General features: G+C 59.8%; 10 protein-coding genes and 1 pseudogene. 9 read left to right on the plus strand and 2 right to left on the minus strand.

The window, feature by feature from the left end:
• Nucleotides 1-588 precede the first annotated feature (588 nt).
• Nucleotides 589-2,046 carry an NAD-dependent succinate-semialdehyde dehydrogenase gene (locus NKJ01_RS26990; protein WP_502905917.1) on the plus strand — a complete coding sequence of 486 codons (1,458 nt, stop codon included), beginning with the start codon at nucleotides 589-591 and terminating at the stop codon, nucleotides 2,044-2,046.
• A gap of 217 nt (nucleotides 2,047-2,263) precedes the next feature.
• Here NKJ01_RS26990 and NKJ01_RS26995 read toward each other — a convergent pair whose 3' ends face one another.
• A complete protein-coding gene (locus NKJ01_RS26995; protein ID WP_352732659.1) occupies nucleotides 2,264-2,536 on the minus strand; it encodes a hypothetical protein in 273 nt (90 codons plus the stop codon).
• 329 nt (nucleotides 2,537-2,865) lie between these two features.
• Between NKJ01_RS26995 and NKJ01_RS27000 the strand changes: the two genes are divergently transcribed.
• The 3 genes from NKJ01_RS27000 (at nucleotide 2,866) to NKJ01_RS27010 (ending at nucleotide 6,248) form a co-directional block, all read left to right on the plus strand.
• Nucleotides 2,866-4,521, plus strand: a complete 1,656-nt coding sequence (locus NKJ01_RS27000; RefSeq protein WP_352732662.1) for an MFS transporter — start codon at nucleotides 2,866-2,868, stop codon at nucleotides 4,519-4,521.
• Nucleotides 4,522-4,777: 256 nt separating this feature from the next.
• Nucleotides 4,778-6,055, plus strand: a complete 1,278-nt coding sequence (locus NKJ01_RS27005; protein WP_352732665.1) for an NAD(P)/FAD-dependent oxidoreductase — start codon at nucleotides 4,778-4,780, stop codon at nucleotides 6,053-6,055.
• A gap of 1 nt (nucleotide 6,056) precedes the next feature.
• Nucleotides 6,057-6,248, plus strand: a complete 192-nt coding sequence (locus NKJ01_RS27010; protein ID WP_352732668.1) for a hypothetical protein — start codon at nucleotides 6,057-6,059, stop codon at nucleotides 6,246-6,248.
• A gap of 176 nt (nucleotides 6,249-6,424) precedes the next feature.
• Here the strand turns inward: NKJ01_RS27010 and hemN are convergent, their stop codons facing one another.
• The gene (gene hemN, locus NKJ01_RS27015; protein WP_352732671.1) at nucleotides 6,425-7,786 is read right to left on the minus strand and encodes an oxygen-independent coproporphyrinogen III oxidase; all 1,362 of its coding nucleotides are present in this window, start codon (nucleotides 7,784-7,786) and stop codon (nucleotides 6,425-6,427) included.
• Nucleotides 7,787-8,785: 999 nt separating this feature from the next.
• Here hemN and NKJ01_RS27020 point away from each other — a divergent pair.
• The 5 genes and pseudogenes from NKJ01_RS27020 to NKJ01_RS27040 all read left to right on the plus strand — a co-directional run bounded on the left by NKJ01_RS27020 (nucleotide 8,786) and on the right by NKJ01_RS27040 (nucleotide 12,158).
• Nucleotides 8,786-9,943, plus strand: a complete 1,158-nt coding sequence (locus NKJ01_RS27020) for a porin (protein ID WP_352732673.1) — start codon at nucleotides 8,786-8,788, stop codon at nucleotides 9,941-9,943.
• Between the two features lie 32 nt (nucleotides 9,944-9,975).
• A pseudogene (locus tag NKJ01_RS27025) lies at nucleotides 9,976-10,219 on the plus strand (thiazole synthase); the annotation flags it as partial.
• A 57-nt stretch (nucleotides 10,220-10,276) separates the two neighbouring features.
• On the plus strand, nucleotides 10,277-10,675 hold the full coding sequence (locus tag NKJ01_RS27030) for a thiamine phosphate synthase (RefSeq protein WP_502905918.1): 399 nt from the start codon (nucleotides 10,277-10,279) through the stop codon (nucleotides 10,673-10,675).
• Nucleotides 10,676-10,769: 94 nt separating this feature from the next.
• Nucleotides 10,770-11,183 carry a bifunctional hydroxymethylpyrimidine kinase/phosphomethylpyrimidine kinase gene (locus NKJ01_RS27035; RefSeq protein ID WP_352732676.1) on the plus strand — a complete coding sequence of 138 codons (414 nt, stop codon included), beginning with the start codon at nucleotides 10,770-10,772 and terminating at the stop codon, nucleotides 11,181-11,183.
• Nucleotides 11,184-11,663: 480 nt separating this feature from the next.
• Entirely contained in the window at nucleotides 11,664-12,158 is a 495-nt protein-coding gene (locus NKJ01_RS27040) for a MaoC family dehydratase (protein WP_352732678.1), read from the plus strand.
• Nucleotides 12,159-12,635 lie beyond the last annotated feature (477 nt).

A 12,635-nucleotide genomic window follows, 5' to 3' on the forward strand; every position in this document is an offset into this window, starting at 1 on the left:
CCCAGCTAAACACGGGGGCTGCGCGGCGGACACGCCGACGTCACCGCGATGCCACGCCATTTTGCAGAACTTGACGCACACAACTTGAATCAGATCGCGGGGTCTCACAGGCTGCAGTTCCTAGGATACCTCCTGGAGATGGCGTATATCGAGTCGTACGACATGGTCCGCAAAGAGCGCTCCCACCGTCAAAGCAAGGCCATAGATCAGGGATAGCCCTGCTGAACTGAGCGCTGCGGCAGCTTCAAATCTCACTCGGCACTTCTATTTCCGCAAAAAAGACGCGCAGTGCTCCAGCGCGTTCACGGGCGGTTGGACTGCAAAAACCAGTTGGAATATCTGACAGCGCGGCAGGATCACGATTTGCCCTCCAGTGCGCGAGCAACGACATGGATTCGATCTACTTGTTTCGAGAAATGGTCGGACTGTTTCGCACAACTGACATCAGTTTCGGTTGAGTGGATTCGAGTGGGTCTAGTGGCCCCTCACTGAGGCCCTATGCGAAACCATAGGCCAGCGGATAATCCAAAAAGTCGTGTGACACGCCAATTGCATCGAGGAGGATTCGCGTTGCCCTTGTACAAGCCAATGCTTCGCCACCTGAAAACGCGCGAACTGTTCGGAGCCATTGACCGGGTGCCGGCTCTTGGCATGCTGGTAAGTGAGCGGACCTTCGAGGTACTAAATCCTTCGACCGGCGAAGTGCTGGCGGAACTGGCCGACATGGGTGTCGAGGAGACGCGCGCGGCGATTGACAAAGCTTATGTGGCGCAACCTGAATGGGCCGCACTGACCGCGCGCGAGCGCAGCGACATCCTCTGGCGTTGGCACCAACTGATCGTCGACCACACTGACGATCTTGCAGCGATTCTCACTGCGGAAATGGGCAAGCCGATAGCCGAAGCGAAGTCTGAGGTGGCGCATGCGGCCGCGTATCTGCAATGGTACGCCGAAGAGGCTAATCGCATCTATGGTGAGACGATCTCGCCGCCCTCTACAGACCGTCGCATGCTGGTGATCAAACAGCCGATCGGCGTCGTTGGAACGATCACGCCCTGGAACTTCCCCGCCTCAATGGTTGCGCGCAAGATCTCGCCGGCTCTCGCTGCCGGCTGCACGATCGTGCTCAAACCGGCTGAACAGACGCCGCTGGTGGCGGGTGCAATGTTTGCTCTGGCCCACCTTGCCGGGTTTCCGGAAGGCGTCGTCAACCTGATCTATGCGTGCGAGGGTGATACGGTCGGCCGCGAACTCTGCTCCAACCCCAAGGTCCGCAAGATCAGTTTCACCGGTTCGACCGAGGTCGGCCGATTGCTCATGCGCCAGTGCTCGGACCAGATAAAGAAAGTCAGTCTAGAGTTGGGTGGCAATGCGCCTTTCATCGTCTTTGATGATGCCGACGTCGATGCTGCCGTCGACGGCGCGATCCAGGCCAAGTTCCGCAATGCCGGCCAGACCTGCGTTTCCGCCAACCGGCTTTACGTCCAGTCGGGCGTTCATGACGAATTCGTCGCCAAATTCGTGGAGCGTGTCCGTGAGCTTCAGGTCGGCGACGGCTTCGATCCAGGTGTCGCCATCGGTCCGCTGATCGACGGGCATGCACTGGCCAAGATCGAACTTCACATTGCCGATGCCTTGGCCAAAGGTGGCGCGATCCGATGTGGCGGCGGCCGGATCGGCAGCGGTGGCAACTTTTTCCAGCCGACGATCCTCAGCAACGTCTCAAGGGAAATGATCGTGGCGCAAGAAGAGACCTTTGGACCCTTGGCGCCGATCATTCGCTTTGACGATGCTGATCAGGCCGTGCGTGAGGCCAACGATACGATATACGGCCTCGCCGCCTACTTCTATGCTTCGAACCTGAAGCGTGTCTGGCGTGTGGCCGAGGCGCTGGAATACGGCATGGTGGGGATCAACACGGGACGCATGTCCTCAGAAGCCGCGCCTTTCGGTGGCATCAAACAGTCCGGCATCGGGCGGGAAGGTTCCCGCCACGGCCTCGAAGACTATCTTGAAATGAAGTACCTCTGCATGGGCGGCATCTGAGGCAGCGGGCGGCGACTGCCGCGATGAAGGCCAGCGGTCGGCCGGACGCCACGGAATGGACCCCACAGTTTTCAGATTCGCGGAACAATCCACACCCAGTCTGCCTCATAAAGGGCCACGGTTTTCCGCCTATTTTTTGGTGGTCGAACGTCGTCAATTGCCTTCGTCACTGTGGCGGAACGCGGCGCGATAGCCGGTTAGCAACAAGCTTTGGGCGTCATTTCTCTCTGGCGGAATAGACCTCTTCCGACAAAAGCCTGACCTTTGCCAGTCTTCTACGAGCCAGCGTTCGCGCCAAAAGTTCAAAGCCGCGTCCGTAACATTCAACAATGAAAGCCAGCGTTATCAGGTCGAGCAGAAAGTCGTCTATCGCATGCGTGAGCGCATCAGACCTTTGTTCGAATCGAAGTAGCAGGGCGCGCGCCTCTTCGATCGCGGCCTGGCAATCGTCTGCGTCTATCAGGGAATTGAGCCTGTCAAAGATCTGCAAGCGTCCTCACTTTTCGAAAGCCACACTCAGCATCGAATGCCGCTGATGAGTGAGTTCCAACAAAAAAACAGGGTCGCGTTTCGCGAAAAAATCTCGGCAGCGGCGTCGATCAAGCATGGCGCCTCCAATGCCATGTGAATCCCGGCTCACCAAGATGTGGTCGAAGCGAGTGAGCCGGCCCATTTCTGCGTCTCGGCCGCCTAACCATTGGTCAGGAGGAACTGTGGCCACATTTGTCGGGCAAATGGGTTCCATCTATTCTTCTAGCCGCCACGGTTCAGCCTAGATTACATGGGAAGCGACAATAACGGAAAGCAAAGGTTCGCAAAATGAGTAGGGTGGCTGGATCAAACGAAGATTTGGCTGCACCAACGACCTTTGGGCCACTTCTGCAGCCCACCTTTCGTTCGATCTGGCTCGCGACGCAGGTTTCAAGCCTCGGCTGGTTGATGCAGACTGTTGCCATCAGCTGGCTGATGGCAACGATCTCGACTTCCGATCTGATGGTTGCGTTGGTGCAGGCTTCATCGAACCTGCCCGCTTTCGTCTTGTCCGTCTTTGCCGGGGCTCTCGCCGACAATTTCAGCCGGCGCCGGGTCATGTTCGCCGGTCGGTGCCTTATGGTGATTGCGTCCGCGATGCTGACCGCGTCCGTGGCGCTGGGCTTTGTCAGTCCGTGGATGATCCTCGGCTTCAGCTTCTTGATCGCAAGCGGCGGTGCTCTCAATGATCCGGCCTGGCAAGCGTTGGTTGGCGATATCGTGGATCGACGAGATGTTCCCGCTGCCGTCACCCTGCTTTCTGTTGGCTTCAACACCGTCCGGACTGTGGGTCCGGCGCTCGGCGGCATTGTGGTTGCCTCATTTGGCCTTATGGCGGCATTCGCGGTGACCACGCTCACCTATTTCGCACCCTTGGCCACTATTTGGCGCTGCAAGTGGAAGATTCGTTCTTCCCCTCTTCCGCGCGAGTCGATGAGGACGGCCATCTATGACGGGCTGCGCTTCACGGCGATGTCATCGGAGATCAAGGCAGCGATCGCGCGCGGAACCCTCTTTGGCCTGGCGAGCATCGCCATACTCGCGCTGCTGCCGGTGGTTGTCCGCGACCAGCTGGGTGGAGGCCCGCTTGCCTATGGCGCGCTCATGGCCGGCTTCGGGGCCGGTGCCGTCTTCGCCGGCCTCTCCAACAGCCTGTTCAGACGGAGCTTGTCGCAAGAAAGGCTGATGAGGCTCTCCTGCGTCGCCTGCGCGGCGTGCTCCCTTTCACTTGCACTGACCTCTTCAATTGCGGTGGCGGCAATTGCACTCGCCTTGGGCGGCGCCGGCTGGGTCACCGCCTGGTCCGGGGTTGGTGTGAGCGTGCAGCTGGCGAGCCCGCGCTGGGTCGTGGGGCGCACCATCTCGATCTACTATGCTTTGATAGACGGCGGCATCGCGCTCGGCAGCTGGGTGTGGGGCACGGTGGCCGAAAACCATTCGTTGACCTGGGCGCTGGAGGGCTCCGCTGGAGCCCTGCTGCTCGTCGCTGCAGCCGGCGTTCTCTTTCCTCTTCGAGAGCGCCGCGACTCCGAGCCCGATCCCTTGGAGGAATTCGATGCCCCAGCTGTCGCTCTCAATCTGAAGCCGAGGAGCGGCCCGATCGTGGTCAAGATCGAATATCTGATAGCCGAGAGAAATCTCGAGGCCTTCCTCGACCTCATGCGGCAGCGGCGCCATGTACACAGCCGCGTCGGTGCTCGGAACTGGACGCTCCAGCGCAACCTGCAGAAGCCTACGCATTGGACAGAAACGTTCCGCACGCCGACCTGGACGGACTACCTTCGCCTCAATCATCGTCTGACGGAAGTGGATAAGGAACTGGGCGATCGTGTCTTCCAGTTGCACGCGGGAGAGGAAGCGCCTCAAATGACACTTTCCATCGAGCGGCCGACAAGCTCGGCCCGCAAGCCCGAGCACTCAGCTTTTCGCCATCCCCGTCATTGAAGCCCGGCCGGCACAGAAAACGCGATTCTTGTCTATCGCGCTCAAACCGGTGCGGGAGACGGACAATCCACCAAAATTCGATGATGGGTGGCAGAGAAGAACCCCAGGCTGAGAGTGCGACCGATCGGTCCCCACGGTGAAGCGGAGCCTGGGGCTACAGCGGCACGCGACTATTGCCGCGTGTCACCTTTTGAATTTAAAGTCTTCCTCAGTCCGCCTCGCTGATCCGGGCCAACGCTATCTTGAGGTTGGCATTTTGTCCCGCCAGCTCGCTGAGACGATCGCGTTCGGCGGCGACCACATCCGGACTGGCGTTGGCAACGATACACCCGCGCGGAGCGTGCTGTTGCTGGAAGCAGGAAGGCATGATCGGCCAAAGCCGGGAGAGGTGCTGCCGGCAGTAGCGAATGGGCTGCTGCGTCAGCTTGGTGTCTGGACGCCGTTCGCCGAGGCCGGCTTCGTTGAAAATCGTGCGCTTGTTTCGGTGTGGGCCGATGAAGTTCCCAGCGAGCGGCACGGCATGTTTTCCGCTTACGGTGCCGGCTGGCAGCTCGACCGGACGCGATTCGACCGGCTGATGGTGCAGGCGGCCAAGGCGGCAGGTGTGGACACGCGGTTTGGCTCGGCCGTGGGTTCGGCAGTGCGCGACGATCAAGGCTGGCTGCTCAAGCTGGCCGATGAAGCTATCGTTGCCCGCGCCGTGGTTTGGGCGACCGGTCCAGTTGGAGGCTGGCGCGATGTTTCGGCGCCAAGCTCACTATGCACGGACATCTTGCCGCCTACACACGCTTTTTCGACCGCGCACCGGGCGATTGCAGCATGGTCGTCGAGGCGCGTCCCGAAGGCTGGTGGTACAGCGCCGACTTGCGCGTGCCTCACCGATCCGGATCTGGGCAGCGAACTGCGCAAAGCCGGACATTGGTACCGCGCTTTAGCCGCAACGCAGTCCGTCGCGCCGCTCGTGCCGCCCAACGCAATCGAGACCGCCAGCATGATCAAGGCGGCGGGAACCGCAACGATCGATCCCGCCGCCGGTAACCGCTGGGTCGCGGCGGGCGACTGCCTGTTCTGTGCCGATCCACTGTCATCACGCGGGATCGTGCATGCACTCCGCTCAGGGATCCTGGCGGCCTACGCGGCATCGGACATGCTGGACGGGCGTGGCGATTCGCCTGCGCGCTATGCAAAATCGCCACACGCGGCTTTGCCGATTAGCTCCCGGCGCTGGCTGCCCACTATGCAGCCGCCGCGCGACGGGACACGCCTTTCTCGCAGCGGCGGCGCAGCCATGTCTTCCACGCGTCTAGCATCGAAGGAGGGAGGTCAGAGGTGGTCTCGGGACGGGGTGCTCGGCATTTATGAAGCGACCGAGCGCCAGCGAGTGGTCGTCGGCGGGCTCGATGGCGGCATCAGGTCAGGGAACTCGGCCTCCATGATCATCTCCGATTTAATTCAAATTTTTCTGTATATATTGACGATTGCACTACCTTCACCTCGTAGACGGCAATGCGGGCGGGTAGAGAGGGTTCTATGATATGACAAGCGATTTTTCCGCCGCCCGAGTGCATTTAGATCGAGCGTATGACTACCTTTGTGGGGATGACCCGATGAGTCAAAGGGGCCGCGAAGCCTTGGACCTGCTAATTGAGGCGGTTGCCGTCGAAGAGTTCAAGCAGCCACGCCAAAGCGCTGAGGTGCTAAGGTTTCCGATCAGGCGCCGCTGCTGAGGTAATCTCCACGGCCGCCATGTAGCCTCGCGGGTGAGGCGCTCACGGCAGGGACTCGCCGCCCCGTGAGGGCCGGGAACGAACGCATTGGCAAACGGAAAGCCCACTTGCCAGACCAGCGCCCGGCCGGCGTGGCAAGTAGGCCGGCGGTTCCAAGCGGAGACATTGATGCCGGACTATGTCGTGCTTTGCATCGCATTAAGCTGCTGCGGGATATACGTAACGCCATCCCTAAACACATCGAATGCGGCAGCGACAGCGCGAATCCCAAAGCGATGCTCCCGCCGTACGCGGACAAAGCCGTTTTCGAAGTCCACTATCCCGTCCTTGGCCAGCATGGCCAAGCGCTCAGCCGAATCGCGAAGACGGATCGGATCAGATCCGTGGGCGACACAGATTGCCGGCACGTCAGCCTCGAAATCGCACATTAATCGCTCGATAATTGCGGCTCGCACGCGGTCGTCGTCTGTGAGGCGATGGCCCTTCGATGTAGCCAGTCGGCCAGCTGCGATGTGCTGGATGTAGGAATCCCGTGTAACTTCGTTTTGAACGTATCCCTGGCCGACGCGGCCGATAGCCGACGCGCCGAAACCGATCAGGGTTCTGCAGGTATCGGCCGAGTAGCCCAACGAGTTACGTCGCAGGCGACCTGTTTCCTGTGCCAGCGCGAGCTCGTCGTCCGGCAAGGCGAAATGGTCGAGCCCGATCTGTCGGTAGCCGGCGGCAATCAGCGTCACGGCGACAGCCGCATACTGTTCAGCGCGGGCAGTGCTGTCGGGAAGAAATTCCGCCTCGATGAGGCGCTGATTCTTTACTTGGGATGGGATGTGCGAGTAGCCGAACAAGGCAAGCCGGTCGGGGCGCATGGCGACCGCCGCCCTCACTGTTTCGACGCACGACTCCACCGTTTGACGCGGCAGGCCGTAGATGAGGTCGAAGTTGATGCGGCTTACTCCATGCCGGCGCAGCACTTCCACGGCAGCCGACGTCTGGGCCTCGCTCTGGATTCGGTTGATCGCTTTTTGAACAATGGGATCGAAGCTCTGTACGCCCAGGCTCGCGCGGTTCACGCCGGCCGCTCCCAAGCCTTCCGCCATCTCGGGCGTGAGTGTTCGTGGATCGATCTCGATGGCGACCGTAGCTGTTTTCGAGATGGCGAAGCGGCATCGCAGGAACTCCATCAGAGCGACGAACTCGGCTGGTCCGATGAGAGACGGCGTTCCGCCGCCGAAATGTATGTCGCTCACGGGCAACGTCTTCGGCACTCGCTCCGAAACCAGACGGATCTCGTCACGCAGCGCCGCCAGATAGTTGAGGATGGGCGCATCACGGCGGGTGATGGTGGTTGGGAAGCCGCAATACCAGCAGGCTGATCGGCAGAACGGAACGTGCAGGTAGAGTGACACCGGATCATCAGCCGGCAGGTTCCTGAGCCATTCCTCATAAGCCTCGGCGCCGACCGCCCCAGAGAACTCCGACACAGCCGGATAGATAGTGTACCAAGGCAGCCGGGCCTCTCGAAATTTCGTGGTCTGCAACGGTCACCGTCCCATGCTGATAACATCCAACCTTACCGCTGCGCTCGCCTGCGTCTTTGCGCTATGTCAGTCCGTTCCGCTTTGGGCTCGAAATTTTTTTAGCAATGGGCGCCGTTCAGTCTTGGCTGGACAGCGATGGTCTGAGCGCACTCGGTCAGCGACTGACGATGGTGTTCCCGCCGAAACCCTCACGCGCACCGTTTTGTTCGACGTCCCTTCCCTTCATCTGCGCGTGGGAGACTCTTCTGAGCGCAGATGCCGCATCCGATGAGACAATACGGTGTTGGGTCCAGACTTTGCACGCCAGCTAGCGCCGCCCATAATGATCTCTGCCGTCTCGATGAGCTCGTTGTGTGAATTGCTGGCAAGAAGCATTAGCTGTGCCGCGCCGCTTTCAGCACGAAAACCTGCTCGACGCGACCGTCAGGTCCGCCGCAATGCCAAGGCTGGCGCCTACCGACTCAGTGGTGCAAGGCTGCGGCGCGTGGTTATCGACCATCAGCTCGCCAAAGTGACGGCGTCGTACCGAGCGGTGGCCGCCGCATGATGCCTCAACGGCGGGGCTCACAGCAAACAATGCCGTCGCCATTAAGCCAAACTGTCACGAAGCGAACAGACGAACCGTAGCCGAAACGTTTGCCGTTCGTGCTTGGGTGGATCCGCAAGGCAAAAAGAACGGAAGCGCGAACCAAGGTCCGCCCGCAAATTTGAGCTTCAGCCGCAGCTGGGTCGTCAGGGTGGCACGTCATTTGCAGTAGCACCCTTTGTGAGGCCCGCCGCGGAGGTGAAAAGGGTAATTGTACAAAAATGTTGTATGATCGTCTGGAGTGATAAATGCTTAATAAATGTGACGGCAACCACATTCTGAATTCTCCTAAGCGTTAGCACGGCAGTTGCAGCAACACTCCTAGAATTAATCTTGATTCGCTATCAATCGTTTGCTTAGCAAAAATCATTTATCGGTCTCGATTCCTTTTACCATTTAGACGGAGATCAACAATGACCATTGGGAGCCTCCTCCTCGGCTCAACTGCGGCACTGATCGCCGCTTCGGACGCTCGCGCCGTGATCATCGTCCCCGAGCCTGATCCCACTGAGTACCTCAAGATCTGCGACGTCTACGGCTCCAGCTACGTCTATATTTCAGGCACCGAGACCTGCCTGCGCATCGGCGGCTATCTCAGCTACTACGTGGGCCTGGGCCATGTCGGATTGTTTGACCACGCAAGAACCTCAGATGTGAGGACTGGTGAGGATCAGGGTACATGGCAAAACAATACGCGCTTCACACTGAAAGCTTGGACCGGCCAGGAGACCGAACTCGGCACGTTGAAGACCTACACCGAAACCCGCGTGAATTTCGGTAACCGCCACACTTCGGTTTCGGACAGTTCTCGGTCCTATGCCTTCAACGGAGACAGCATCTTGACTTTCGCCTGGATTCAGCTTGGTGGCCTCCGAGTTGGTAAGGACTGGTCGGCCTTCGACAAGTTTATTGGCGGCGCGGGTGACGTACTCAACCAGACGCCGGTTCCGTACGGCGCTTTGGATACCAATGTGGTCCAGTACTACTTCGACGCCGCGAACGGCTTTTCCGCCGTGGTTTCGCTCGAAGAAGGCTCAGGCGTGGTGGGCACAATCGGCAACTACGCTCCGCACATAGTCGGCGGCTTGAAATACACACATGGCTGGGGAGCGATCACCGGCGTTGCTGGTTATGATAGCAACTACGAATCGGTAGCCGCCAAGGTCCGTGTCGACATCAACGTCACCAACGAACTGTTGCTGTTCGGAATGTTCGGCTACGGTTCCAATGGCAAGCTCAACGACGACTCCATGAACGCGATCGACGCTCATGGTCGCGGCTTATATAAGATTTGGGGCGGGAACTCGGCTTTCTGGGCTGGCGCCGCTTACGACGTCAACGAGACAACTTCGTTCAACCTTCAGCTCTCGGGTGATCAGCTCAAGAACTATGGTGTCGCTGCGAACGTCGCCTATGCGCTTCTTCCAGATTTCACAGTTACGGCTGAACTCGACTACGACCGCTACGGAGGCTCCGCCGTCGGAAAGGTGAAAGCTTCCGAAGTGAACTGGGCCAATGCCAACAAGAAGAGCAGTGTCGGCGGTATCCTGCGTTTCGAACGCTCATTCTAATGCGATGAAGCGTTGAGCTCCGAGGTCAGTTGATGCGCGGACATTTCCCCTACATTCCGTTTGATTGTGGATGCGTGGCTCGGACGGCCGTCGTACGCGGCGACGTCATGGAGCTCGGGTTTGACGCCGTGCTCCTGAACACGGCGGTCCCGAGGGCGGCCGATCCGGTCGGCATGGCGCGTGCGTTCGGCAAGGGCGGTCGATGCCATTCGTTAAGCTAGCACTGGAATGCTCGAACCGCGCTACTCACCAACGGTCGGCAGGGCTGTCTTCTCAGGAAGTCGTCGACGTGCCGGCTGGATTGACCGGCTGGTGCCGCTCGGCGTGAGTCTGGTGCAGCTCCGGATAAAGGATATGGACGAGAAAGGACTGCAGACGGAAATCCGCCGCGCTAACGACGCCTGCGCGGTCCATGGTTGCCAAGTGAGCGTCAACGACTATTGGCGCACGGCAATCGAGGAAGGCTGCGACTCGTCCATCTTGGTCAAAAGGACTTGGCTGCCGCCGATGCTGACGATTAAATACGCCGGATTGAAGCTCGGCCTTTCGATCCACGATCACACCGAACTGGAAACGGCGCCAGTGGCCGAGCCGGAGTATGTGGCGCTCGGCCCAGTCTATCCAACTAGCCTCAAGAAGATGAATGGGCGTCGCAAGGGCTCGAGCGGATCAGCGAGTGGAAGCACCAGGTCGCGCCGATCCCATTGGTCTCCATCGGCGGCCTCAACCTGACCGGCTCGAAGGCGTTTTTCGAGGCTGGCGCGGAAAGCGCAGCCGTGGTCACCGACTTTGCGCTGAACGACGCCCCAGAAGCGCGCACGCGAGAATGCATCGAAAGACAGAACAATGGCGCTGGGGCGAGAACCGCATCTGCTCGTTGTTGTCGGGTCAGATTCCCGCGGTGGGGCTGGAATTGCCCGCGAGATCGAGACGATCGCTTGCCTTGACGTGCGCACCTGCCTTTGCTGTCAGCGCGCTGACGGTGCAAACCCAGGAAGACGCCTTGGAAATCCAAGTTACTCAACCCGGTCTGGTGACGGATCAAATGCGCGCTGCGCTTCAAGCTAACAGAGTGGCCGGCACCAAGGTTGGCATGCTCGCAACGGCTGAGATCATCGTCGCTGCGGTTGCCGCTGTGCTGCGCGAATATCGGCGCATATCGACAGTCCAGATCCGGTGCTGGCTTCCACGTCAGGCCGAGCGCTTCTTGAAGCAAGCGCCATCCCGCATCATGAAGTAGCATCTGATGCCGCTTTGCCGTGTCGACACCCAATGTCATTGAACTGGCGCTTCTTGCCGGCTCAGAGCTAGCGGCCAATGAGGTCGGCGCGCTTCAAGAAGGACCACAAGCTACCCCGTCTGCTGGACTACTCCTCCACCATTCGAGACACGGATGGTTCCTATCCAGACAATTGATTTTATCAATCTGCGACAATACCGCATAGCGGCGCCGGCGGAATGATCATCCGTACCAAGACGAGCTGCTTTCGGCGGCCTGCAGGACGCGCACCGCGACCGAGTACAACCGGCTCGTCTGCAGCCATGTTCGGATCGGCCGCATCGGTGCGCCGAATGAGATTGCCGGCGGAAAGCTCTATTCGTGCAGCTGTGACGGCAGTCATCTCACCGGGGCCATCCTGCCGATGGATGGCCGGCAGTCGGTGCAGCATGGGCTGACACTGTTCACGGAATGAAGCCGCTCGCGCTTCGGACGGTTGAAATGGAGGACATTAGCTTGGAACCGATCAGTCTCGACGAGCTTCTGGCCAGCGTCGGCAAGGAAGTCGGCGTGTCGCCGTGGCGGGTGGTCTCGCAGCGGATGATCGACCAGTTCGCCGAGTCCACCGATGACCACCAGTTCATCCACTGCGATCCGGAGCGCGCCAAGCGCGAGACGCCGTTCGGCGGCACCATCGCACATGGCTTCCTGTCGCTTTCGCTTTTGTCGGCGATGACTTTCGAGACCATGCGGCCGCTCGAAAACTGCAAGATGGGTGTCAACTATGGCTTCGAATCGCTGCGCTTCCTGGCGCCGGTGAAAACCGGATCGCGCATCCGCACCCGTTTCGTACTGGCCGACGTCAAGATCAGGCCGTCGGGCTGGGTGCAGACGGCGCTGGGCGTGACGATTGAGATCGAGGGCTCGAAAAAGCCGGCGCTGACCGCGCGCTGGTTGACGCTGACGCTGATCAAACGCCAGCCGGAGGCGGCCTGAATTGTCGACGAGTGTCAGCAGAGACGATCTTCACGTGCCGGGGCGATGTAGGCGACCAGTGCGCACCGATCGGCAACGCGGCCACGGGGGTCGGCTAGATAGAGTGGCAGGAATGCCTAATCGGGGCTCCGTCTCGGAAGGGGCGTCGATGTATCGGAAGCGCTTCGGCTTTCGGCGCTGCATTCCTTCTTCACGAAGTCCATGGAGAATTCCCGACCACGGGGTCGAAAGATCGGCTTGTGATCGGAGTGGGCAGATCCTCCCCGACTGAATCTGCCAATAGGGTGTTATCGAGTTAACCGGGTCGAACTTGAGGTCGCGGGTGTCGCTGATCGGCTGCTCGTCGAGCTCGAGAGCTGCCAGCTAAAGGCAGAACACGGCGATGCCAAGAGCTCCGCAGTTGATGTGGACGCCCAGAGCTGGGAGTACAGACCGACGAGTTCCCGGCGGGCGAATTTGCCATTGGTAGCGCGCCAG

Source organism: Mesorhizobium sp. M0276 (assembly GCF_040321755.1).
Classification (GTDB): domain Bacteria; phylum Pseudomonadota; class Alphaproteobacteria; order Rhizobiales; family Rhizobiaceae; genus Mesorhizobium.